Here is a 21,154-nt window from a genome sequence, read left to right as displayed (position 1 = left end):
CTCTCTACTGTGCATGGGGTTGTTTTCGCGGTTTTTGTTTCCGCTCCCCTCCGGGACGCAACAAATTAGCCCCGCACGCGCTTCAGCATCTGCTCGACATGGGCGATCGGCGTTTCCGGCTGGATGCCGTGGCCGAGATTGAAGATGAAGCGCCCTTGCGCAAAGTTCGCCAGCACGTTGTCCACCGCGCGGTCGAGCGCGGCACCGCCCGTGATCAGCACCAGCGGATCGAGATTGCCCTGCACGGCGACGCGGCTCTGCACGCGCTCGCGGATGAAGGTGGGCTCGGCAGTCCAGTCGATGCTGACGGCATTCACGCCGGTCGCTTCGACATAACCCGGCAATTGCGCGCCGGCCCCGCGCGGGAAGCCGATGATCTTCGCATCGGGCACTTTTGCGCGCACGCCTTCGACGATGCGCCGGGTCGGCTCGACCGACCAGCGCGCGAACTCGGCCGGCGGCAGCACGCCGGCCCAGGTGTCGAAGATCTGCAACGCATCGGCACCGGCCGCGAGCTGCGCCAGCAGATATTCGATCGAGTTCTCGACCAGCACGTCGATGATTTTCGCAAACGCCTCCGGATGCCGGTAGGCCATCATCCGCGCCGGCGCCTGGTCGGGCGTGCCCTGGCCGGCGACCATGTAGGTCGCCACCGTCCACGGCGCCCCGCAGAAGCCGATCAGTGCGGTCTTGGGATCGAGCGCACCGCGCACGAGCCTGAGCGCTTCGAACACCGGCTTGAGCTTGCTGAAGTCGGCGTGCGCGGCGAGCGTCGCGACTTTTGCGGGATCATCCAGCGGCTCCAGCCGCGGACCCTCGCCAACCTCGAACCGCACGGAACGGCCGAGCGCATAGGGGATCACCAGGATGTCCGAGAAGATGATCGCCGCATCGAAGCCGAACCTGCGGATCGGCTGCAGCGTCACTTCGGCGGCAAGCTCCGGGTTGAAGCAGAGATCGAGGAAGCCGCCGGCCTTGGCCCGCACCTCGCGGTATTCCGGCAGATAACGCCCGGCCTGCCGCATCATCCACATGGGCGGGGTAGCCTGGCGCTGGCCGGAGAGCACGTCGATGAAGGGCTTTGTTGCAGACTGGGGCACGGACGGTCCTATCAAGATTGAGGTACCTGATACACTGCCGGAAGCCGGAGCGGAACAGTGGAACCAGCGCAAATGCGCCGCGTTGACCTCCCAATCGAGGAGGACTCCATGGCTGAGACATTCAATCCCGCGCCGCACGACAAGCACGCTGATGATCTTGGCAAGGCGCTGGCCGCCGATCGCCATACCAAGCTTGAAGCCGGGCTGGAGGACAGTTTCCCTGCGTCCGATCCGGTCAGCGCTGCGCAGCCGACACCGTCGAAGGCCGATGCGGACGCCGACAGTCCCTCGCTCTGGGACAAGGTTAAGTCGATCTTCAGCTAAGGCCGACGTTCAACGAGCGCCGCGGCGCCGGTTTCCGATAGCGTCGCTAACGCATTGTTAGCGATCCAGCGACGCTCCAGTCCGTAGGAGTACGGGAAAGCCCGCATAACGCTGCGAATGTCGGCAAGCGTTTCAGGGTTCAATAACAGAAGCGGTGGAAGTTCCGGCGATCGGAGATTTCTGCCGCATGACCGTCGCCTCACAAAGAGCCGGATGGAGCCGCCTGCCGTTGCGCGCGGCGGCGTTCGTCGTGCTCACTTGTGCGACCATCCTCGGCGTCAGCGGCTGGCGTGAATGGGCCGCGCGCGATGCCGTGCTCAAGGGCGCCGAGACCGAGATGGCGAATGTTGCGCGCTCGCTGACGCAGCATGCGGAGGACAGCCTCGACCTGCTGGATTCCGGCGTCGTTGGCGTCGTCAGCCGGCTGGAGATGGACGGCGCCGAACCCGCCACGATCGCCAAGCTCAGGAATTTGCTGGAGGCACGCAAGAAGGCGATCGCGCGTATTCACAGCCTCGCCATCATCGACGACCAGGGCAACTGGCTGACCTCGCCGGGCACGATCGGCTCGACGCTCAGCGACGACGCTTTCTTCCGTCATCACCAGCTCTCCTCGAAACGGGAGCCTCATGTCGGCCATCCGGTGCGGAGCCAGCTCGATGGCGAATGGGTCGTCACCCTGTCGCGCCGCTTCAACAAGCAGGACGGCAGCTTCGGCGGCGTCGTGCTTGCGACCATCAGCGCGAACTATCTCGCGCATTTCTACGAGCAGTTCGAGCTCGGCCGCAACAGCTCCGTGGCGCTCGTGCATGGCGACGGCATGGTCATCGCGCGCAATCCAAGCAACGACAGGTTCGTCGGCCGCAGCGTCGCCGACACCCCGCTATTTCGCGACGCGAGCCTGCAGCAGCCGGGCGGCGCATACCATTTCAGGTCGCCGCTGGACGGCGCCGAGCGCGTCAGCTTCTTCAAGCGCTCTGGCCGTTATCCGCTGGTCCTGCTTGCCATGGTCGACAAGGCCGAGCTGCTGGCGCCCTGGCGCGCCGCGGCGATCTCTCGCATGCTCTACGTGCTCGCGCTGGTCGTGCTGATCGCGGTCATCGGCGCGGTGCTGGTGCGGCAGTTGCAGCGGGGCCAGCGCATGGCCGCGGCCCTAGTCGAGAAAGAGGCGCATTTCCGTCTGCTCGCGGAAGGCTCCAGCGACATGGTGACCCGCATCGGGCTCGACGAGCGGCTGCGCTATGTCTCGCCGTCGTCGGTCCGCGTCGTTGGCTGGCGGCCCAATCAGCTGATCGGAACGCCGGCGCTCGCCGGCATCCATGCGGATGATCGGCCGCAGGTCCAGGCGCTCGTCGATGCCATGAAGCGTGGCGAAAAGGACGAGGCGCGCGTCACCTATCGCAACGCGCACCGGCAAAACTCGGAAGTCTGGCTCGAATCGACCATGCGGGTGACGCGCAAGGAAAACGGCGGTGTCGACGGGGTGGTCGCGATCTCGCGCGACATCACCGAGCAGAAGAAGCTGGAGACCAGGCTCGAGACGCTCGCGATCGAGGACAGCCTCACCGGGCTCGCCAACCGCCGCCGCTTCGACGAACGGTTGAAGGAGGAATGGGCGCGCGCCTATCGCGACCGCTCCAGCCTCGCTTTGCTGATGATCGACGTCGACCACTTCAAGGCCTACAACGACGAATACGGCCACCCCGCAGGCGATGCCTGTCTGCGCGTGGTGGCGAAGGTCATCGCGGCAGAGATGCAGCGCGCCGGAGATCTGGCTGCGCGCTACGGCGGTGAGGAATTCGCCATGCTGCTGCCGAACACCGATGCCGCCGGCTGCGCCCGGATCGGCGAGCGGATCCGCCGGGCGATCCGCGAGGCGGGCCTCGTCCACAGCACCAATCACGCGTCGGGCTGCGTCACCGCTTCGCTCGGCGGCGCGGCCTGCCGGCCCGCGCTGGAACGCACCGCCGGCGTGGGCTCGCTCGTCGAGGCTGCCGATCAGGCGCTCTATGCGGCGAAGCAGGGTGGGCGCGACCGCCTGATGATGTCGGTCGAGGTGGCGAGCCTGCTGCCGAAGGCGTCAGGGCTGTAGCTCATCATCCTTAATAATGCGGCGGGGGCTCGTTGGCGGGGCCCGGCGCATTCGTCTCGGCTTCCTGAAGTCGCTCGCCGAGCTCCGCGATCTTCCGCGTCAGCGCGTCGATCTGCTTCCATTGCGCGGTGATCGTCTGGTTGAGCGTCTCGATCGTATCGTCCTGATAGGCGATGCGTGTCTCCAGCGTGTCGATGCGGTCGCCCAGCGTCTTGATGTCACTCGTCACGGTCGTGCCCCAATTCCTGTTCGCGTAGGCCCCGTTCGCGCAAGCCATGACCGAGTGCGACGCGCTCGTCGAATACAAAACATTCGCCGCGCCAGCGGCTCTGCGCCTCCGGCACCTCTTACAGATATTTGAGAATACCGCCCTTGAGGTGATAGACCTCGGCAAAGCCGCGCGCGAGCAGATGCGCGCTCGCCTTCTCGCAGCGGATGCCGCCGGTGCAGAACATCGCGATCCTGCGATGCTTTGCCGGATCGAGCTGCTCGGCGGCAAAATCCTTGAACTGGCCAAAGCTCTTGATATCGGGGTCGACCGCGCCCTCGAACGTGCCCATTGCCACCTCGAAGGCGTTGCGGGTGTCGAGCACCAGCGTGTCGGGTGCTGCGATCAGCGCGTTCCATTCGGCGGCCGCGACGTAAGTGCCGACCTGTCGCGTCGGATCGGCGGCCTCGTCGCCGAGCGTGACGATCTCCTTCTTCAGCCGCACCTTGAGCCGGCCGAACGGCATCGCCTCGGCGGTCGAGAATTTCAGCTCGAGATTGTTCAGCCGGCCGCCGAACAGGGCGCCGTGGGCTAGCTCGTGGACGAAGGCGTCGATCGCCTCGGGCGCACCCGCAATCGTGCCGTTGATACCTTCCTGGGCGAGCAGCACGCTGCCCTTGAGCGCGAGGCCCGCGCAGAACGCGCGCAACGGCTCGCGCAGCGCGCGGTAATCGGGCAGGGCAGCGAATTGATAAAAGGCGGCGACCTTGTGGATCATGGCGGCTCGTTTAGCAGGCGGCCGCCGCCCAGAAAACCCGCATGGCCCCGGACGGCAAAAGGTCTATACGCCCAGCGGATGGCAGCTATTTCGCTGGTATGCCAGCATTGCCCCGGCGGGCTGGAATGTGTCATGTAGGCCCGGTTTTTCCGAGACGGCGCGCCCTCCGCGCCGACGGCCCAAGAGAGCCCCCCAAGAGAGCCCTGAGAGAGCAAAACTTCGATGAGAAACTTCCATTTCCCCGGCAGGTCCACGGTCCACGCCACCAACGCGATGGTCGCGACCTCGCATCCGCAGGCCTCCCTGGCCGCGATCGAGGTGCTGCGCGAGGGCGGCACGGCGGTGGATGCGGCGGTGGCGGGTTCGGCGCTGCTCGGCGTGATCGAGCCGCAATCGACCGGCATCGGCGGCGACTGCTTTGCGCTGATCCAGCCGCGCGGCGAGGGCAAGATCATCGCCTATAACGGCTCCGGCCGGGCCCCGAAGGCGGCGAACGCCGACTGGTATCTCGAGCGCAAGATCAATTCCGTGCCGCTGACCTCGGCGCATGCGGTCTCGATCCCCGGCGTGATCGACGCCTTCGCGACCGTGCTGCGCGATCACGGCAAGTTCGGCTTCGACCGCCTGCTCCAGCCCGCGATCAAGGCGGCGGAGGAAGGCTATGTCGTCGCGCCCCGCATCGCCTTCGACTGGAAGAACCAGTTCGAGAAGCTGAAGGGTGGCACCAGCACGGTGCGTTACCTGTTGCCGGGCGGCAAGCCGCCGGTCGCCGGCGACATTATCCGCCAGGCCGAACTCGGCAAGACGCTGCGCTCGATCGCCAAGGACGGCCGCGACGCGTTCTACAAGGGCGCGATCGCGGAGGACATGGTCGAGACCCTCAGGGAGATCGGCGGCCTGCACACGCTCGACGATTTCGCCGCCCACACCACCGAGACGACGACGCCGATCGGTACCGACTACAAGGGTTACGACGTCTGGCAGTGCCCGCCGAACGGCCCGGGCGTCACCGCGCTCTTGATGCTCAACATCCTGTCGCGGTTCGACCTGACCAAGTACGCGCCGCTCAGCATCGAGCGCTTCCATCTCGAAGCCGAAGCCGCGCGCATCGCCTACATGAATCGCGAGATGCATGTCGCCGATCCCGAGCATATGAAGATCGACGTCGCCGAAATGCTCGCGAAGGGCTTTGCCGACGAGTACATCAGCAAGATCCGCATGGACGGTATGCTCGACCTGCCGAACGTCGCGCCGCCGATGAATCCCTCGACCATCTACATCACGGTCGTGGACAAGGATCGCAACGTCTGCTCGTTCATCAATTCGATCGCGCATTCCTTCGGCTCGGCGATCGTCTCGAACAAGACCGGCGTGCTGTTCCAGAATCGCGCCGGTGGGTTCCGCATCCAGCCCGGCCATCCCAATTGCATCGCCGGCGGCAAGCGCCCGCTTCACACGATCATGCCGAGCCTCCTCACCAAGGGCGGCCGCTCCGTGATGCCGTTCGCGGTGATGGGCGGACAGTACCAGCCGGTCGGCCAGACCCACGTCGTGACCAACATCCTCGACTATGGCTGCGACGTGCAGGAGGCGATCGACATGCCGCGCGGTCTGCACTACGAGGGCCAGTACCAGCTCGAGGACAGCGTGCCTGCCGATATCGTCGAAGGCCTGAAGAAGCTCGGCCACAAGACCACCAGCGTGGTCGGCCCGCTCGGCGGCGCCCAGGCGATCTGGATCGACTGGGACAAGGGCACGCTCACCGGCGGTTCCGATCCACGCAAGGACGGCTGCGCGCTGGGCTATTAAGGGCCGAGGGCTGGAAACGATTGCTTCGTTGCGCTAGACACCTTCCGCCTCAAACGGAAGGTCTCTTATGCAGCGTTTCCAGCGCGCGCTCCTCGCCATCATGTCGGCACTCGCGATCACCGTGATCGCCGGCGTGTCGACATTCGTTTCCACCACGGCCTCGGCCCAGACCGCAGGAAAACCCATGACCACAGCTTCAGGCTTGCAGACCATTGATAGCGTTGTCGGCACCGGCGCCTCGCCGAAACCCGGCCAGATCTGCGTGATGCACTACACCGGCTGGCTCTACGAGAACGGCCAGAAGGGCAAGAAATTCGACTCGTCGGTCGACCGTAACGAGCCGTTCGAGTTTCCGATCGGCAAGGGCCGTGTCATCGCCGGCTGGGACGAGGGCGTTGCCACGATGAAGGTCGGCGGCAAGCGCACGCTGATCATCCCGCCGCAGCTCGGCTACGGCGCCCGCGGCGCCGGTGGCGTGATCCCGCCGAACGCGACATTGATGTTCGACGTGGAATTGCTCGCGGTGAAGTGAACCGCACGTCCCCACGGAAACAAAAAGACCGGCCTCGCGGCCGGTCTTTTCGCTTTCAGATTGACGCGCGTCACTCCGCCGCGCGCTTTGCCGCAGCCGCGGCGCGATCGATTGCTTCCTTCGCGGCGTCCTTGGCGTCGCCCATGGCCTGCTGGCCCTTGCCCTTCACTTCCTGGACCACGCCTTCGCCCTTCAGGCGATCGGAACCGGTGGCTTCACCGATGCCCTGCTTGGCCTTGCCGATGGCCTCGTTGGCGGTGCCCTTGATCTTGTCGCTCGTGCTACCCATGAAACTCTCCTTCCAGTTGGCTCGCGAAAACAACGCCTGCCGACTACGAGAGTTCCGATTTTGGGTATGGCTTGATAGGCCCGCTTTGGTTAGCTTGCTGCGCACGGAACCAACAGAAAGCAAGTCCCATGACCGGCCATGACCACACGCATTCCCACCATGACCACGATCACGACGATCGCTGGAAACATGACGGCGTGCGCGTCATTCCCGGCAATCAGCTCGATACCAACGTGCCGTCGACGGCCGGCATGGACCGCGCGGCCGCGATCAATTTCGCGCGCGTCGGCGCGCAGAAATTGTGGGCGGGCACGGTCAGCATCAAGCCGGACGCCAAGACCGGTGCGCATCACCACGGCCATCTCGAAAGCGTCATCTACGTGGTGAAGGGCAAGGCGCGGATGCGCTGGGGCGAGAGCCTGCAATTCACGGCGGAGGCCGGCCCCGGCGATTTCATTTTCGTCCCGCCTTACGTGCCGCATCAGGAGATCAACGCCAGCCGGGACGAGGTGCTGGAATGCGTGCTGGTGCGCAGCGACGGCGAGGCGGTCGCGATCAACCTCGACATCGAGCCGGTCGAGAAGCCCGAGACCGTGCTGTGGATCGACCCCGTCCACCGGGATCCCAACGAGAAGAAGTAAGGGCCTGAAAGCCTGCTGGTTCTGTGCGACAGAACCACGCAGGGCACAGCCTTCAAAAAATATTCGGAAGCCGTGTCGGATGGCCGTCGGGCCATCCGTCCTTGGGCAGAACCCCGCCCAAGGAGCCTCCGATGCCCAAAATGATCTTCGTCAATCTGCCGGTGACCGACCTCAAGCGCGCGACGGCCTTTTACGAGGCGGTCGGTGCGGTCAGGAACCCGCAATTCAGCGACGAGACGGCGAGCTGCATGGTCTTCTCCGAGACCATCTTCGCCATGCTCCTGACCCACGACAAATTCCGCAAGTTCACGCCGAAGCCGATCGCGGATGCCAAGACCTCCAACCAGGTGCTGCTCTGCCTCTCGGCCGACAGCCGCGTCGAGGTCGATGACGTCGTCGGCAAGGCCGAGGCCGCGGGCGGTGTGGCCGATCCCAGCCCGAAGGACGAATACAGCTTTATGTACGGCCGCAGCTTCGAGGATCCGGATGGTCATATGTGGGGCGTGAACTGGATGGACATGGCAGCCTTCGCCGCGCAGTCCGACATGGCGAACGCCTGACCGAAGCCAACGAACATCGACCATCTGAAGAGGAGCATTCACGATGTCCAAGCTCGTGCCCTGCATGTGGTTCAACGGCGATGCCGAGGAAGCCGCGAAGTTCTACGTGTCGCTCGTTCCGAACTCGGAAATCACGCACGTCCAGCGCAACGTTTCGGACGGCCCGTCCGGCAAGACAGGCTCCGTGCTCGTCGTCGAGTTCACGGTGGCCGGGCAGCCCCTGGTCGCGCTCAACGGCGGCATGAAGGTGGAATATACCCACGCAATCTCCCTGATGATCCATTGCGACGACCAGGCTCAGGTCGACAGCGTCTGGAGCGCGTTCCTTGCTCATGGCGGCAAGGAGCAGCAGTGCGGCTGGATCAGCGATCGCTGGGGCGTATCCTGGCAGGTGGTGCCGAAGGTGATGTTCGAATTCCTGTCGAGCCCAGACAAGGCTGCGGCTGCGCGCGCGATGCAAGCCATGATGAAGATGGTGAAGCTCGATGTGGAAGTGCTGCGGCGGGCGTTCGAGGGCAAGTCGGCAGCGTGAGGTGGCATGCTCTGGCCACATATTCACTGTCATCGCCCGACTTGATCGGGCGATCCAGTACTCCGAGACGCTAGTGGTCAATCGATAGGCCGCGGCGTACTGGATGCCCCGGTCAAGCCGGGGCATCCAGCGGAATTTGGGGCGAGATCCCGCCCTAGTAATTAATCCTCAGCCCCACGCCGCCATGGATGGTGTTCCCCACCGGCTGCGGGCCTAGCGTGCCGTTCGCGAACAGGTCGACGATCCAGCCCTTCTGCACGCGGAAGCCGAGGCGGCCGCCATATTCGAACCAGCCCTGGTTGCCCATCGTCGGCACCACCAGGCCGTCGCCGGTCACGGTGGCGACGATGCCGCCATGGCTGGCGAAGGACTGCACCCAGCCGCCATTGATGTTGGTCTCGATGTTGCTGCCGAAGAGGTGCGTCCACTGGCCGCCGATCTTGACCAGGCTGGTGCGATCGGTGCCGGTCGCAATGGTGGCGTCGAACGGATTGAACGCCACGGCGCTGTCCGAATAGCCGGAGACGCGTTGCCAAAGCTGCCAGACTTCGATCGAGGCCGCGAATTCGTCGCGCGGGGACACGCGGCTCATCCAGCCGGCACGGCCATAGACGGCGTAGTTCGACGCGTTGGTCGAGCCCGTGACGCTCACCGGCCCGAGGCTGGTGTTGTAGTTGCGGGTGTAGCGCGCCTTCTCCCACGGCGTCAGGATGGTGCCGACGTCGAAGAACGGGCGCGATGAGCCCCAGTCGGTGAAGTCATAGCGCAGAGCGAAGGCGCCGATCGGCGCGCTGGTGATGTTGTAGCCGCCCTCGCTGTATTGCGTGTAGGCGATGCCGGCGAGCAGCGACAGGTTGTTGGTCAGCTCCTTGCGGCCGTGAATGCCGGCCGAGAACGAGCCGGCGGAGCCGAATGCGCTGATGCAGTCGCTGCAATTGACCTGCTCGTTGACGCCGAGCAGCACCGTGCCGAGCACCCGGTTGGTGATCATCTGGTTGAAGCGCTGGTTGGCGAGGCCGCCGATCGAATTGCCGCTGGAGTCCGCGCCCGAAGGTGGAGGCGGTGGATACGGGCTCGGCGAGGACGACGGATAGGGGCTCGGCGAAGGGGAGGGGGTCGGTGTGGGTGTCGGCGACGGCGACGGTGAATAGGTCGGCGACGGAGAGGGCGTCGGCCCACCGCATCCGGACTCGCAAGACGCCTGCGCTGCCGCCGGTCGCGCATTGAACGCGAAGAACGCAAACGCAGCGGTTGCGGTCAGCGCGGCGGCGAGGACGAAGCGCCTGACGTCGAGTTTCGCCATCATCACCGCCCGCACAGCATGCCGTCGTCGTGGACGGCAGGCGTGATGGTCGGCGAGGCGTCCGCATACTGGTTGACCGAGCACAGCCCGGCGCTTGCGGCGCAGTTGGCGGCAAAGGTCCAGGGCGGCGTGTTGGTCTTGGTGATGCTGACCTTGCCGCCGGCCGAGGTGATGATTGCGGTGTCGCCGGGCTGGGTGAGCTGCACGCACTGGGAGCTCGTCGTGCAGACGCTGGCGGCGCCATCCTGAAGCACGACGACGGAGCGGCCGCGCTGGGAGAGGATGTCGAGCGTGGTGCCACGCACGCCGATGGTCGCGAGCGGTGTCGTGATCTTGTAGGCGGTCTTTTCCGAATGTCCGGTGACGAAACGGAATGCGCCTGTGGTCATGCGGATCGCGACGTCGCGATAGCTGTGCTCGTCGTTGAAGACGGTGCGGTCGAGCTTCAGCGTCGCGCTCGGGCCCAGCGAGAGGTTGGTGCTGTCGGCCATGACGAAGCGCGCGGCGCTGTCGGCACCGGTGCGCACGGTCTCGTCGCGCAACATGCTGTCGCCGACACTGATCGGCGTCGTGGTCGTGGCCACGCGCACCACGTTGTTCTGGATCACGACGGCTTCGCCGACGCGCGTCTGCGCCTGCGCGCAAGGCGCCGCGCACAACGCGGCCGACAGCAGGGTGGGGAAGAGCCAGAAACGCAAATTCATCTCGCAACCGATCGATATGTCCCTGATCGTACCGGATCGCGCGCGCTTCTGATGTGGCGAAATTATCACAAGCGGCGCTGGACGTGCGTTATGCTTAGTGACAGTTGCGGCAGAATGCGTTCAATGAAAAGTGCCGTCTTTGTTTTTCTCCGCGGTGAAGCAGATTTGCCACGCAAAATAGCCCCACAGCAGCCGTTCGAATTGCCCGCGGTTCCGAAGGTGTCGCAGAGCGCAGTGATCGCTGTCGCGATTTTCCTGGTCGCGCATCTTGCGCTGCTGATCGGCCTGACGGCGCCGGAGAAGTTCGTCTTCGACGAGGTGCATTACGTGCCGGCGGCACGGCAGATGCTGGCACCCACGCTATCACAACCGATGCTCAACCCGATGCATCCGCCGCTGGCCAAGGAGCTGATCGCGGCATCGATCGCCGCCTTCGGCGACAATGCGCTGGGCTGGCGCTATCCGTCGACCTTGTTCGGCGCGCTCGCGATCGTCGCGATCTATCTGTGCGGGCTCGCGCTGTTCTCCGCGCAAGGGCCCGCGATCGCCGCCGCGGCGATCGCGGGCTTCAACCAGATGCTTTACGTGCAGGCGCGCATCGCCATGCTGGACATCTACGCGCTCGGGTTCGGCCTGCTCGCGATTGCGGCCTTCATGCACGGCTTTCGAAGAGAGCGCCCGCATGCGTTGCTCGCGCTTGCGGGCGCGTTGTTTGGCCTCGCCGCAGCTTGCAAATGGAGCGGCCTGTTTCCGCTCGGCATCTGCATCGTGATGGTTGCGGTGATCCGGCTGATGCAGGGCTGGCGCACGCTGTTCGCCGACGCGAAGCCGAGCGACTGGTATCGGCCCGATCTCTGGCCCGATCTTCGCGTGCAGCACGTCGCGCTCTGCTTCGCCGTGCTGCCGGCGCTGACATATCTTGCCGCTTTCGTGCCGCTCTACGGAGCGTCGCTACCGGATCTGATCGAGGCGCAGCGCCGGATATTCGCCGACAACACCACGACCGCGATCGCCGGCCATACCTATATGAGCGCGTGGCCATCCTGGCCGCTGCTCGCGCGCCCGGTGTGGTTCCTGTTCGACAAGACCTCGGAGAACAATGTCTCCGCGATCGTCTTCCTCGGCAATCCGCTGGTCGCGTGGCCGGCGCTGCTCGCGCTCGCCGTCGTGCTGCGCGACTTTATCGTCGCGCGGCGCTGGGATGCGTTCCTGATCGCGGCGTTCTATTTCGGCTCCTGGCTCGCCTGGGCTTTGCTGCCGCGCACGCTCGGCTTCCTCTACTATTATCTGCCGGCCGCAGCCGTGGCGTCGCTTGCGCTGGTCTATGTGCTGCGACGAGAGGGGCTGCCGCGCTGGCTGTTGTGGGCCTATGTCGGGGTCGCGGCGATCGGCTTTGCGGTGATGCTGCCGATCTCGGCGGCCTTCATCGGCACGTCCATGCAGACGTTCAACTGGTTGATGCTGTTCCAGAGCTGGATATGAAATCGCCGCCTGTCACGATCGTGGCAGGCGGCGTGTTTCGCGCGGCGATGATTTGAAGTTCACTTGAAGTTCACTTGGACAATCTACTTGGACGCCGTCGTCTTGGCTTCCATGTTGACGACCTGGACGCGGCGGTTGATCGGGTCGGCGCCATTGGCGGTGTCCTTCAGCTTGGTCTTGCCATAGCCGACGGTGACGAGCTCTGTGCCGTTGAGACCATAGTTCTGCACCAGGTACTTCTTGATGGTGTCGGCGCGCCGTTCGGAGAGGCCTTGATTGTACTCCTCGCCCCCGATCGCATCGGTGTGGCCGGCGACCACGAAGGTCGAGCCCTTCAGCGACGGATCGGACAGCGCCTTGCCGAGCGCCTGCACCGACGGCACCGACGTCTTGGCGATGTCGGCCGAGTTGTAGTCGAACTGGATCTCCAGATCGATCTTCGGCTTGGTCGCGGCGAGCTCGGCGATCTGCTCGCGCTCGCCCATCGAGAGCGACCGGGTCGAGCGGTTGCGCACCGTGTTCAGGAACGTCGCTTCCTTGGCCTGCGCGGTCGGATCGACCTGCGGACTGACGGACAGGCCGCGGGTCGCCGGCTTCGGCTTCAGCGCATCCAGGATCTGGTTGGCGGAGACGTTATCGCCGGCGAAAGCCAGGCCCGCCGTCATCGACAGCGCGGCCGTGAGGGTAATCGCCTTCAGTCCAAAAAACTTATCAAAACGGGTCATTGTCGTATCCTCGCTGTTACGCCTGATGGCGATTTGATGTTGCGAGCGTAGGGAAGGTTCAACAGCCTCGATGTGATGCGGGTCACATTCCAGACGACCGAAATGACCCGTGCATCCTAGCGCCGGCGCCGATCGGCATCCATGGCATGTCGGGCCAGCGGCGGTGCCCTGCCACCGGGAAGAAGCGCCGTCTCATTCGGCATCGACAGCGGATTGCTGAACCGGCTGGACTCGCAGCCCGCGCAGGTACAATCTTTCGGCCATTGTTCGTCACCAGCCGTATTGCCCGCTGCGTCAGCAGCCCAAAAGCGACCGTCGCAGCGACTCTCAGCTCGGTTCGAGCAGCAGAAATCCCCGAGTGATCCAGATCACAGTGCGTCGTTGTGAACTGGATCAGATTGCTCTCATCGGATCGGCTCAGGTCGAACCGAGAGCAGCGAGGAAGTTTGGATCAGGGGAGAATGATCATGCGCTTCTTGATCGCAGCAATTTCAATCGCAGTATTTCTCGTCAGCGGCAACGCGGCCTTCGCGGACAAGCGCGTCGCCTTCGTGGTCGGCAATGCCGCCTACAAGAACGTCCCGCAGCTTCCCAACCCCGCGATCGATTCCAAGGCGATGGCCAGGGTGCTGCGCAATGTCGGCTTCGACGTCGTCGAGGGCGCCAACCTCACCCGCGATGCCATGACCGCGAAGCTCCTGGAGTTCGGCAAGAAGAGCGAAGGCGCCGATGTCGCGGTGTTCTTCTATGCCGGTCACGGGATCGCCGTGAACGGCGTCAACTATCTGTTGCCGGTCGACGCAGACCTGAAATCCGAGATGGACGTCAAGCTGGGCGCGGCGATCAATGTCGACCTCACGCTCGATCAGACCATGTCGGACGCGAAGGTGAAGCTCGTGTTCCTCGACGCCTGCCGCGACAATCCGTTCGCGGCAAAGATCCGCTCGGCCAAAGCCACCCGCTCCGTCAACGTCCAGACCGGTCTTGCCGAGATGAAGTCGGGCGAGGGCACGCTGATTGCCTTTGCCACCGGCCCCGGCCAGACCGCGCTCGACGGCGAGGCCGGCACCAACAGCCCGTTCACCCGCGCGCTCGTCGCCAACATTGCCCAGCCCGGGATCGAGATCCAGCAGGCGATGACCAAGGTCCGTGCCCAGGTCAGTGACGAGACCAGCAAGGGGTAATTGCCCTGGGGGCACACCAACCTCACCGGCAACGTCTATCTCAATCCGGTTGGCGTGCCGGCTGCGGCCACGACCGATCCGTCGAACGCACCGGTGTTGGCCGCGAGCAAGCAAGGCTCCGACGTCGAGCTCGAGTTCTGGCGCTCGATCAGGGACTCCAACAAGGTCGAGGAGCTCAACGCCTATCTCACCAGCTATCCCAACGGCACGTTCAAGTCGATCGCGCTCGCCCGCATCGCGGCGTTGCAGGATGGTCCATCCATCACCACCCGCAACCTCTCGGCCGGGATCGATCCCGCGACCTTTACGGAAGAAGCCAACCAGGTGTCTGAAGACCAGATCGGTCTGGACAAGAACCAGCGCCGCGACGTGCAGCGCCGCCTCACCGGGCTCGGCTTCGACGTCAAGGCGACGGGCAAGTTCGACGATGAGACCCGTTCCGTGATGAGGCGGTGGCAGGCTGCCCGTGGCTATCCTGCGACCGGTTATCTCAACAAGCTCCAGCACAAGGCCCTGCTGTCGGAGATTGTCTCGACCCGCGCGGCCTCCTCCGAACAGGCAGACGACGAGCCGGCGCGTCGCCGGTCCTCCGGCGGTGGCGGCCGGCGCCATTATGGCGGTGGCGGTGCCGGTCCGCCAAGCGGCCCCGGCGGTCTGTTCGGCGGTATGATGGGCGGGTTGTTCGGCCGCCGCTGAGCCGGCAGGCAAGCAACAGGCGGCCCGGTTCGGGCCGCCAATTTGTTCCGGAAACCCTTGCTCACCGATCGTCGCAAAGCCGTCGCGTGATGGCCTGCGTGCGAACAAGAATTCGGCCAGTTGGGCGCCTAGCAGGACTCCGCGTTCAATAACCGCCGAGGAAGGGAGCCGAGTTCAGTCCAGTGCCCAGGCCGAGTGATTACCAGTTCTATCGTGGCGGCCCGCCGGATCGGACAGTCTTTCTGAGCTCAATGCCCATCTATATCGGTGCGGCGATGATCGCGGTGGCGATCCTGCTGTCCACGCTGATCACCGGGCTGAGCAGCCGTTACGTCGGCCTCGACGGTCCGAACGACGAGAACATGTGGCTGGTCGACCGCCTCACCGGCAGCGTCTATCGCTGCCAGGCGGAAGGGCGTGGCAAAGCGTCCTGCGAGCCCGATGTCGCCACAGGCAGCGTTGGTGACCGGCCCAAGGTGCAAAAGAACGGCAATTGAGGCCTTTCACCTTCGCAGCGCAGCCATGGCCAACACCGATATCAGCAACGGCAAGATGAAGAGCGCCTGCATGCATTAAATGAAGGCGCAGAAGGCCATGTCGATGAAGTAAGGCGCGAGGCGCGCACGGTTCGGCCGCGCTGTCAGCAGTTGGCAGCGCGGCTTTTTTTGAGATAGCCCGCCCTATTCGTGAGAGCGCGGTATTTTGGTCCGACTGGTGCATCCGCACACCTCCGCTGACGAGGCGCACAGGATTGCCTTCGGCTTTTCACCGCCTGACGACCGGTACTTTGCAACGCGCTTGAGGGATGGGTTGGGTGAACGCGGGCGGACGCCCCACCGGTCAAGGACCGAGCGGCAGCAGCGCGCCGGGCAAGCTGCGGATCAGGTCGGCTTCGGGACATGCCGCGGCGAACGCAAGGCGAATGCGGCTCTTGGTCTCGACAACCCGGGCGGCGATTTTCAAGAGCCGAAGACGCAGCGTCGCGAACTCGGCAGTGGCCAATTCCCGGACTTTGGGAATGGCGTCGCGCACGGTCAGCATCAGCCAATAAGCGGCGGTATGGAGAACGAGGCGGACTTGATTGGCGAGCGCCGAACGGCAACTGGTGCGATCGGAGGCGAGCTGCGTCTTATGCAGCTTGATCAGATTCTCGGCTTGGCCGCGCGCGCAATACAGGCTGTCGTAGATCCACTCGGCCGAGCCGACATCGAGGCTGGTGACGACGAAGCGGATGTCGAGGCCGAGCATCGTCGCCTCAATACGGGCGACGGTGCGTCGTTCGCGATCCCAGGACTTTGCCTTGTGGCGCGTCTCGGTATAGCCGCGCAGAACCGGCAGGTTCTCGATGGCGCGTCGCGTGCGGATGTCGTCGGCGACCGCGTCGACTTTTCTGGCGAGCGGCTTGGTGCCGGACAGACCGAAGATGTAGTCGATGCCGTTGGTCTCGCACCACGCCATTGCCTCCGGCCGGGCATAGTGCCCGTCGCCACGGAACGTAATTCGCGTGTTGTGCCACCGCGTCCGGATATGCCGTACCAGGCGGCGCAGATGGGCACGCACCTCGACGCCGCCCGGCGTCTTGCCGGGCCGCAGCACGACCGCCACGGGCCGGCTCTTCTCCGTGTCGTAGACGTGGATCGGCAGGAAGCAGCGTTCGTCATAATGAGCGTTGAACAGCGAGAGCTGCTGATGGCCGTGGACGACATCGCAGGTATCATCGATGTCGAGCGTGACGGATGCCGGCTCGCGCGGGTAGCTATCCATCCATGCGTCGACCAAAGTGTAGGTCAGTCGGATCACGTCGCGCAGGCGCGGAGCATTCTCCAGACGCGACAGCGTCGGTTGGGAACACAGATCGCGACCCGTGTCCGGCAGCCGTCCGCAGGCCAGCTTGAATGCGGGATCGGACCGCAGATGATCGAGGTCGTCGGCGTCCTCGTAGCCGCAGCAGATCGCGAACATGCGCGCGCGGAACATATCGACCAGGCTGTGCACGACCCGCGTCGGATCGCGCCGATCCGGGAACACCCGGGCCAAATTGTCGGCCAAGCCGAGACGCCGCTCGGCCATCGCCAGAAGCATCACGCCCCCGTTCGAGGTCAGCCGACCGCCATCGAAGGCAGCTGTGACTTTCTTGGCGTGAACGGCTGGAAACGAGAAGGGCAGAATCGTATCGTCGGTCATGGCGGGCGTGGTGTTCGCGGCTGAAGGTGATGGGGTTGGCTTTGCAACCGAATCCTACGCCGCATCAGCGCTTTACACCACGCTCGCCAGCCTCTCAGGCGCCCTCTGACGAATAAGACGGGATAGCTTCTTTGGCGTCTCTCTTTTTCCTGGCGCGAATCCGGCTACATTGCCTCCTGCAATGTCACGCGCGCCCAAACCCTTCCCGATCCCCACGACACAGGCCCGGCAGATCTGGCTGCATGCCCAGCGGCTGGACGAGCGCGCGCCGTTCGGGGAGGGGGCGCCCGCGGTGGCGGATGCGATCGCCCATCTCGGTTATGTGCAGATCGACACCATCAACGTGATCGAGCGCAGCCACCACCACATCCTGTTCAGCCGCATCCCGTCCTACCGGCGTGCCGATCTGCGCCAGGCCCAGAGCGCCGACAGGAGCGTGTTCGAATACTGGACCCATGCACTGTCCTATGTGCCGGCGAACGATTTTCGCTTCTTCCTGCCGGCGATGCGCGAGCACCGGCGCGAAGGACACAAATGGTACGCCTCGGTCACGCCGGCCGATACGCGCAAGGTGATGCGGCTCCTGCGCGCCGGTCCGCTGACGATCCGCGACATCGAGGACGACGTGCTCACCGAGAAGGAGCATCTCTGGCAGAGCCGAAAACCCTCGAAGCGGGCTTTGCAGCTGGCCTTCTACACCGGCGTCGCGACCGTCAGCGCGCGTCAGGGTATGCTCAAGACCTATGAGCTGATGACGCGGCACTTCGGCTGGGACAAGCTGCCGAAGCCGGCGTCGGCGAGAGACATCACGGCCTATCTGCTCGACCGCGCGCTGCGGTCGCAGGGCTTGGTCAGTCTGGATTCGATCTGCCACCTCGATGCGCCGAGCAAGAAGGCGATCGCTCAGCTGGTCGCCTCACGCATCCGCCGCGGTGAGCTCGTGGCCGTTGCGATCGAGGGCGCGGGCAAGCAGGAGCATTGGGCCGCGCCTGCGGCGCTGGAGCCGGGTGAGGGCGCCTCGCCCGATCTCGTTCACATCCTCTCGCCGTTCGATCCCCTGATCATCCAGCGCAAGCGCACCAATCTCTTCTTCGGCTACAATCACCTGTTCGAAGCCTATGTGCCGAAGGCCAAGCGCAAGCTCGGCTATTTCGCGTTGCCCGTGCTGGTGGGCGACGAGATCGTCGCGGCGCTTGATCTCAAGACCGATAGGCAGGCGAAAAAGCTGTTGATGCAGAAATGGACCTGGGTCGGGCAGGGGAAGAAGACGGCGGGGCGCAAGGAGCTGAAGCGCGTGATCGAGGAGGAGCTCGACCGCTTCGAGCGGTTTCAATTGGCGGAGTGAAGGCCGGCCACTTGGCGTCGGTCTCGTAGGGTGGGCAAAGCGACTTGTCCGCCGTAGCTCGAAGAGCGAAGGCGGAAGCGTGCCCACCATCGTGGTCCGCGAAGGAGAATGGTGGGCACGACGCTAACGCGCCTTTGCCCACCCTACAAGACCATCAATCCAAACGCCAAACGCAATCCCGACCGCATAAGCCACCAGATTCCACAGCGAGAAGATCCGGCCGAGCAGCAGCGCGCCCGCGGTGGTGAGCCGAAACGCATCGAGCCAGGGCGCATGCACCAGCCGGGAGAACTCGACGACGATCGCGATCGCCACGGCGATGGCTGCAAGTCGGCTCCGAGTTAGGCGCGGCAGCAAAACCCCGACCAGCAGAAACACCATCGTCGCCCACAGCAGCGAGCCGCCATACTTCACGACGAAGGCGGGAAGGCCAAGCGGAAAGCCGTACCAGCGCAACGACAGCCCGCAGGCGATGACCGCAAGGGTAAGGCCGGCGCGGATCAGCGATGTCTGTAGCGGCGCAACAGGTTTATCCGGTTGCACCCCGTGCATTGCTCGCTCCATTGACTCTTTGCCCGCGATGCTCAAAACCGCAACCAGCCCATAAAAGCAACAACCCCGGGGGGAAGCCATGAGCCAGACCACGACCTATGCCGGTTCCGCCGGCTCAGCCAAGTCGGAAATCGAGACCTCGACGATCCGCGCCATCTCCTGGCGCCTGATTCCGTTCTTGGTGCTGGCCTACTTCTTCTCCTATCTCGACCGCGTCAATCTCGGCTTCGCCGCGCTGACCATGAACGCCGAGCTCAAGTTCACGCCGCTGATCTTCTCCTGGGGCGCCGGCATCTTCTTCATCGGTTATTTCATTTTCGAGGTGCCGAGCAATCTGGCGCTGGAGAAGTTCGGCGCGAGCCGCTGGATCGCCCGCATCATGGTGACCTGGGGCATCATCTCGGCGCTGATGGCGCTGGTCAGCGGGGCGACGAGCTTCTACGTGCTGCGCTTCCTGCTCGGCGTCGCCGAGGCCGGCTTCTTCCCCGGCATCATCCTCTATCTCACCTACTGGTACCCGGCCGAGTATCGCGCCCCTTCCTCGCCGCCTTCGCCATCGCCGTCCCGGTCTCCACCGTGATCGGCGCGCCGGTCTCGGGCCTGCTGCTCGGGCTCGACGGCGCGATGGGGCTGAAGGGCTGGCAGTGGTTGTTCATCATCGAGGGCATCCCCTCGGTGCTGCTGGGCATCGTCACCTGGTTCTATCTCACCGACAAGCCGGAGAAGGCGGACTGGCTCTCGGCCGATCAGAAGGCCTGGCTCAAGTCCAGGCTCGATTCGGAAATCGCGGCCAAGCAGGCGGTGAAGCATCTGTCGCTCGGCGAAGCGCTGTCGTCGCCGAAGGTGATCATGCTGAGCCTGGTCTATTTCGGCTTCGTCGGCGCGCTCTATGGCATGCAGTTCTGGCTGCCGCAGATCGTCAAGGCGTTCGGCCTCACCAACGCCCAGACCGGCTTCGTCACCGCGATCCCGTATCTGTTCGGCACCATCGCGATGATCCTGTGGGCGCGGCATTCCGATGCGACGCGCGAGCGCGTGATGCATGTCGGCGCGCCGCTGCTGCTCACCGCCGTTGCGCTTGCCGTCTCCTCCTATCTCACCGATCCCACCATGACGATGGTGGTGCTCACCGTCGCGGCGATCGGCGTGTTCTGCTGCTTCGGCGTGTTCTGGACCCTGCCGACCGCCTGGCTCTCCGGCACGGCGGCGGCCGGCGCCATCGCGCTGATCAACTCGATCGGCAACCTCGCCGGCTTCGGCGGGCCCTACCTGATCGGCTGGGTCAAGGAAGCCACCGGCCAGACCTCGACCGGCTTGCTGGTGCTGGCCGTCCTGCCCCTGATCGCCGGCATCCTAGTGTTTGTCGGCGGCCACGAGAGCAAGCACGAGTTCGCCGGGCAGGGGCGGTAGAGCAGCACTCCCCACTGCGTAGCCCGGATGGAGCGAAGCGAAATCCGGGAGCGCAGGCCCCCGGATTGCGCTCCGCTCCATCCGGGCTAATCTGCACTGGCGCTTCTCTGCGAACCAGCCAGTCCGAGAAACACCAGAATAGCGCGATTGAGACGCAGCAGGTCGTCATCGTCTAGGCGTCCCACTAACGTTCCTACCTTGGCTTTTGGCACCGTAGTAATCTTGTCGACCATAAGTCGAGACGGAGCTCGAAGGCCGTTGCCGTCGTTCGGCTCGACCTTGAGCCGGAAAAGTGGCGCCTCGGTTTCGTCGGTCGTGAAGGCGCAGACAGTGATGGAGTTCGTCGCGTCAAAGCTGTCGTCCTGCACGATGACGACGGGGCGCGGCTTGCCCGCATAGTCCTTGCCGCCTGCCGCCGTCCAGACCTCACCTCGCTTCATTCATCGGTCCAATCGGATACGGCATCAATGAAGCCTTGGTCTTCGGATTCATGTGAGCTCGTTGCCACCGCAAGCGATTGGCGATGGGCTTCCGATTGGAAGGAGGGCGAGCGGATATCCGGCACCCAGATCTGGATCGGCCGCAGGCCTTGTGCACGCAATCGATCACGGTGGGCCTGCACCTTCATACGAGACGGCTTGGGCTTTGAAGGGCTCATATGTATTTCCGTTGGTTACATGTAACCCTATCAAGAAATGGTGCGC

20 protein-coding genes and 3 pseudogenes are annotated in these 21,154 nt (G+C 64.4%); 12 read left to right on the top strand and 11 right to left on the bottom strand.

The features are described from left to right. Positions 1-65 precede the first annotated feature (65 nt). Positions 66-1,100 (bottom strand): uroporphyrinogen decarboxylase, encoded by a 1,035-nt coding sequence (gene hemE, locus HAP41_RS36575; RefSeq protein ID WP_166084569.1) that lies wholly within the window; start codon positions 1,098-1,100, stop codon positions 66-68. A gap of 108 nt (positions 1,101-1,208) precedes the next feature. On the opposite strand from hemE, the gene HAP41_RS36570 reads away from it, so the two are divergent. Together HAP41_RS36570 and HAP41_RS36565 are read left to right on the top strand one after the other, a co-directional pair. Continuing rightward, positions 1,209-1,424, top strand: coding sequence for a hypothetical protein (locus HAP41_RS36570; protein WP_014497480.1), 216 nt, complete (start codon positions 1,209-1,211; stop codon positions 1,422-1,424). A 187-nt stretch (positions 1,425-1,611) separates the two neighbouring features. Next, positions 1,612-3,516, top strand: coding sequence for a diguanylate cyclase domain-containing protein (locus HAP41_RS36565; protein WP_166084625.1), 1,905 nt, complete (start codon positions 1,612-1,614; stop codon positions 3,514-3,516). Positions 3,517-3,526: 10 nt separating this feature from the next. Here the strand turns inward: HAP41_RS36565 and HAP41_RS36560 are convergent, their stop codons facing one another. Beyond that, positions 3,527-3,745 carry a SlyX family protein gene (locus HAP41_RS36560; RefSeq protein WP_166084628.1) on the bottom strand — a complete coding sequence of 73 codons (219 nt, stop codon included), beginning with the start codon at positions 3,743-3,745 and terminating at the stop codon, positions 3,527-3,529. Next, positions 3,735-4,502, bottom strand: a pseudogene (gene trhO, locus HAP41_RS36555) (oxygen-dependent tRNA uridine(34) hydroxylase TrhO). The gene HAP41_RS36560 and the pseudogene trhO overlap by 11 nt, the downstream one beginning before the upstream one ends. Before the next feature lie 222 nt (positions 4,503-4,724). On the opposite strand from trhO, the gene ggt reads away from it, so the two are divergent. Together ggt and HAP41_RS36545 are read left to right on the top strand one after the other, a co-directional pair. Beyond that, the gene (gene ggt / locus HAP41_RS36550; protein WP_166084636.1) at positions 4,725-6,311 is read left to right on the top strand and encodes a gamma-glutamyltransferase; all 1,587 of its coding nucleotides are present in this window, start codon (positions 4,725-4,727) and stop codon (positions 6,309-6,311) included. Positions 6,312-6,378: 67 nt separating this feature from the next. Then, positions 6,379-6,843: an FKBP-type peptidyl-prolyl cis-trans isomerase gene (locus tag HAP41_RS36545; protein WP_166084644.1), complete on the top strand. Its 465-nt coding sequence runs from the start codon at positions 6,379-6,381 to the stop codon at positions 6,841-6,843. 70 nt (positions 6,844-6,913) lie between these two features. Here the strand turns inward: HAP41_RS36545 and HAP41_RS36540 are convergent, their stop codons facing one another. Then, on the bottom strand, positions 6,914-7,132 hold the full coding sequence (locus HAP41_RS36540; protein WP_028148583.1) for a CsbD family protein: 219 nt from the start codon (positions 7,130-7,132) through the stop codon (positions 6,914-6,916). 128 nt (positions 7,133-7,260) lie between these two features. Here HAP41_RS36540 and HAP41_RS36535 point away from each other — a divergent pair, with 128 nt between their 5' ends. The 3 genes from HAP41_RS36535 (at position 7,261) to HAP41_RS36525 (ending at position 8,865) form a co-directional block, all read left to right on the top strand. Beyond that, positions 7,261-7,773: a cupin domain-containing protein gene (locus HAP41_RS36535; RefSeq protein ID WP_028148584.1), complete on the top strand. Its 513-nt coding sequence runs from the start codon at positions 7,261-7,263 to the stop codon at positions 7,771-7,773. Positions 7,774-7,904: 131 nt separating this feature from the next. After that, positions 7,905-8,333, top strand: a complete 429-nt coding sequence (locus HAP41_RS36530; RefSeq protein WP_085399112.1) for a VOC family protein — start codon at positions 7,905-7,907, stop codon at positions 8,331-8,333. Between the two features lie 43 nt (positions 8,334-8,376). Next, entirely contained in the window at positions 8,377-8,865 is a 489-nt protein-coding gene (locus HAP41_RS36525) for a VOC family protein (RefSeq protein WP_071916231.1), read from the top strand. Between the two features lie 154 nt (positions 8,866-9,019). Here HAP41_RS36525 and HAP41_RS36520 read toward each other — a convergent pair whose 3' ends face one another. Beyond that, positions 9,020-10,168 carry a hypothetical protein gene (locus tag HAP41_RS36520; RefSeq protein ID WP_166084651.1) on the bottom strand — a complete coding sequence of 383 codons (1,149 nt, stop codon included), beginning with the start codon at positions 10,166-10,168 and terminating at the stop codon, positions 9,020-9,022. A gap of 2 nt (positions 10,169-10,170) precedes the next feature. Continuing rightward, positions 10,171-10,872, bottom strand: a complete 702-nt coding sequence (locus HAP41_RS36515; RefSeq protein WP_166084657.1) for a FecR family protein — start codon at positions 10,870-10,872, stop codon at positions 10,171-10,173. Positions 10,873-10,923: 51 nt separating this feature from the next. Here HAP41_RS36515 and HAP41_RS36510 point away from each other — a divergent pair, with 51 nt between their 5' ends. Continuing rightward, positions 10,924-12,354 (top strand): phospholipid carrier-dependent glycosyltransferase, encoded by a 1,431-nt coding sequence (locus HAP41_RS36510; protein ID WP_175618022.1) that lies wholly within the window; start codon positions 10,924-10,926, stop codon positions 12,352-12,354. Between the two features lie 83 nt (positions 12,355-12,437). Here HAP41_RS36510 and HAP41_RS36505 read toward each other — a convergent pair whose 3' ends face one another. Continuing rightward, the gene (locus HAP41_RS36505; protein WP_166084709.1) at positions 12,438-13,079 is read right to left on the bottom strand and encodes an OmpA family protein; all 642 of its coding nucleotides are present in this window, start codon (positions 13,077-13,079) and stop codon (positions 12,438-12,440) included. Between the two features lie 467 nt (positions 13,080-13,546). On the opposite strand from HAP41_RS36505, the pseudogene HAP41_RS36500 reads away from it, so the two are divergent. Both HAP41_RS36500 and HAP41_RS36495 read left to right on the top strand, forming a co-directional pair. After that, a pseudogene (locus tag HAP41_RS36500) lies at positions 13,547-14,959 on the top strand (caspase family protein). A gap of 251 nt (positions 14,960-15,210) precedes the next feature. Then, complete coding sequence (locus HAP41_RS36495; protein ID WP_166084715.1) at positions 15,211-15,456, top strand: hypothetical protein; 246 nt, start codon at positions 15,211-15,213, stop codon at positions 15,454-15,456. Positions 15,457-15,799: 343 nt separating this feature from the next. Here HAP41_RS36495 and HAP41_RS36490 read toward each other — a convergent pair whose 3' ends face one another. Further along, the gene (locus HAP41_RS36490; RefSeq protein WP_166053720.1) at positions 15,800-17,143 is read right to left on the bottom strand and encodes an IS1380 family transposase; all 1,344 of its coding nucleotides are present in this window, start codon (positions 17,141-17,143) and stop codon (positions 15,800-15,802) included. A gap of 181 nt (positions 17,144-17,324) precedes the next feature. On the opposite strand from HAP41_RS36490, the gene HAP41_RS36485 reads away from it, so the two are divergent. Further along, on the top strand, positions 17,325-18,488 hold the full coding sequence (locus HAP41_RS36485) for a winged helix-turn-helix domain-containing protein (protein ID WP_166084738.1): 1,164 nt from the start codon (positions 17,325-17,327) through the stop codon (positions 18,486-18,488). 123 nt (positions 18,489-18,611) lie between these two features. On the opposite strand, the gene HAP41_RS36480 is transcribed toward HAP41_RS36485, so the two are convergent. Continuing rightward, positions 18,612-19,040, bottom strand: coding sequence for a ribosomal maturation YjgA family protein (locus HAP41_RS36480; protein ID WP_166084740.1), 429 nt, complete (start codon positions 19,038-19,040; stop codon positions 18,612-18,614). A gap of 79 nt (positions 19,041-19,119) precedes the next feature. Here HAP41_RS36480 and HAP41_RS36475 point away from each other — a divergent pair. Continuing rightward, positions 19,120-20,450: pseudogene (locus HAP41_RS36475) on the top strand (MFS transporter). Positions 20,451-20,536: 86 nt separating this feature from the next. Here HAP41_RS36475 and HAP41_RS36470 read toward each other — a convergent pair. Then, positions 20,537-20,890 carry a type II toxin-antitoxin system PemK/MazF family toxin gene (locus HAP41_RS36470; protein WP_166084753.1) on the bottom strand — a complete coding sequence of 118 codons (354 nt, stop codon included), beginning with the start codon at positions 20,888-20,890 and terminating at the stop codon, positions 20,537-20,539. Then, on the bottom strand, positions 20,887-21,108 hold the full coding sequence (locus HAP41_RS36465) for an antitoxin MazE family protein (protein ID WP_063985199.1): 222 nt from the start codon (positions 21,106-21,108) through the stop codon (positions 20,887-20,889). Before HAP41_RS36465 ends, HAP41_RS36470 begins: the two co-directional genes overlap by 4 nt. Between the last annotated feature and the right edge of the window lie 46 nt (positions 21,109-21,154).

Source organism: Bradyrhizobium barranii subsp. apii (assembly GCF_011516635.5).
GTDB lineage: Bacteria > Pseudomonadota > Alphaproteobacteria > Rhizobiales > Xanthobacteraceae > Bradyrhizobium > Bradyrhizobium barranii.
The sequence above is the reverse complement of the archived record's forward strand: the minus strand, read 5'-3'. Positions and strand labels throughout refer to the sequence as shown.

Excerpts from the sequence above, each read along its gene's own strand:
- HAP41_RS36570 (WP_014497480.1), top strand. The coding sequence starts at position 1,209 with ATGGCTGAGACATTCAATCCCGCGCCGCACGACAAGCACGCTGATGAT.
- HAP41_RS36565 (WP_166084625.1), top strand. The coding sequence starts at position 1,612 with ATGACCGTCGCCTCACAAAGAGCCGGATGGAGCCGCCTGCCGTTGCGC.
- ggt (WP_166084636.1), top strand. The coding sequence starts at position 4,725 with ATGAGAAACTTCCATTTCCCCGGCAGGTCCACGGTCCACGCCACCAAC.
- HAP41_RS36545 (WP_166084644.1), top strand. The coding sequence starts at position 6,379 with ATGCAGCGTTTCCAGCGCGCGCTCCTCGCCATCATGTCGGCACTCGCG.
- HAP41_RS36540 (WP_028148583.1), bottom strand. The coding sequence starts at position 7,132 with ATGGGTAGCACGAGCGACAAGATCAAGGGCACCGCCAACGAGGCCATC.
- HAP41_RS36535 (WP_028148584.1), top strand. The coding sequence starts at position 7,261 with ATGACCGGCCATGACCACACGCATTCCCACCATGACCACGATCACGAC.
- HAP41_RS36530 (WP_085399112.1), top strand. The coding sequence starts at position 7,905 with ATGCCCAAAATGATCTTCGTCAATCTGCCGGTGACCGACCTCAAGCGC.
- HAP41_RS36525 (WP_071916231.1), top strand. The coding sequence starts at position 8,377 with ATGTCCAAGCTCGTGCCCTGCATGTGGTTCAACGGCGATGCCGAGGAA.
- HAP41_RS36520 (WP_166084651.1), bottom strand. The coding sequence starts at position 10,168 with ATGGCGAAACTCGACGTCAGGCGCTTCGTCCTCGCCGCCGCGCTGACC.
- HAP41_RS36515 (WP_166084657.1), bottom strand. The coding sequence starts at position 10,872 with ATGAATTTGCGTTTCTGGCTCTTCCCCACCCTGCTGTCGGCCGCGTTG.
- HAP41_RS36510 (WP_175618022.1), top strand. The coding sequence starts at position 10,924 with ATGTGGCGAAATTATCACAAGCGGCGCTGGACGTGCGTTATGCTTAGT.
- HAP41_RS36505 (WP_166084709.1), bottom strand. The coding sequence starts at position 13,079 with ATGACCCGTTTTGATAAGTTTTTTGGACTGAAGGCGATTACCCTCACG.
- HAP41_RS36495 (WP_166084715.1), top strand. The coding sequence starts at position 15,211 with ATGCCCATCTATATCGGTGCGGCGATGATCGCGGTGGCGATCCTGCTG.
- HAP41_RS36490 (WP_166053720.1), bottom strand. The coding sequence starts at position 17,143 with ATGACCGACGATACGATTCTGCCCTTCTCGTTTCCAGCCGTTCACGCC.
- HAP41_RS36485 (WP_166084738.1), top strand. The coding sequence starts at position 17,325 with ATGTCACGCGCGCCCAAACCCTTCCCGATCCCCACGACACAGGCCCGG.
- HAP41_RS36480 (WP_166084740.1), bottom strand. The coding sequence starts at position 19,040 with ATGCACGGGGTGCAACCGGATAAACCTGTTGCGCCGCTACAGACATCG.
- HAP41_RS36470 (WP_166084753.1), bottom strand. The coding sequence starts at position 20,890 with ATGAAGCGAGGTGAGGTCTGGACGGCGGCAGGCGGCAAGGACTATGCG.
- HAP41_RS36465 (WP_063985199.1), bottom strand. The coding sequence starts at position 21,108 with ATGAGCCCTTCAAAGCCCAAGCCGTCTCGTATGAAGGTGCAGGCCCAC.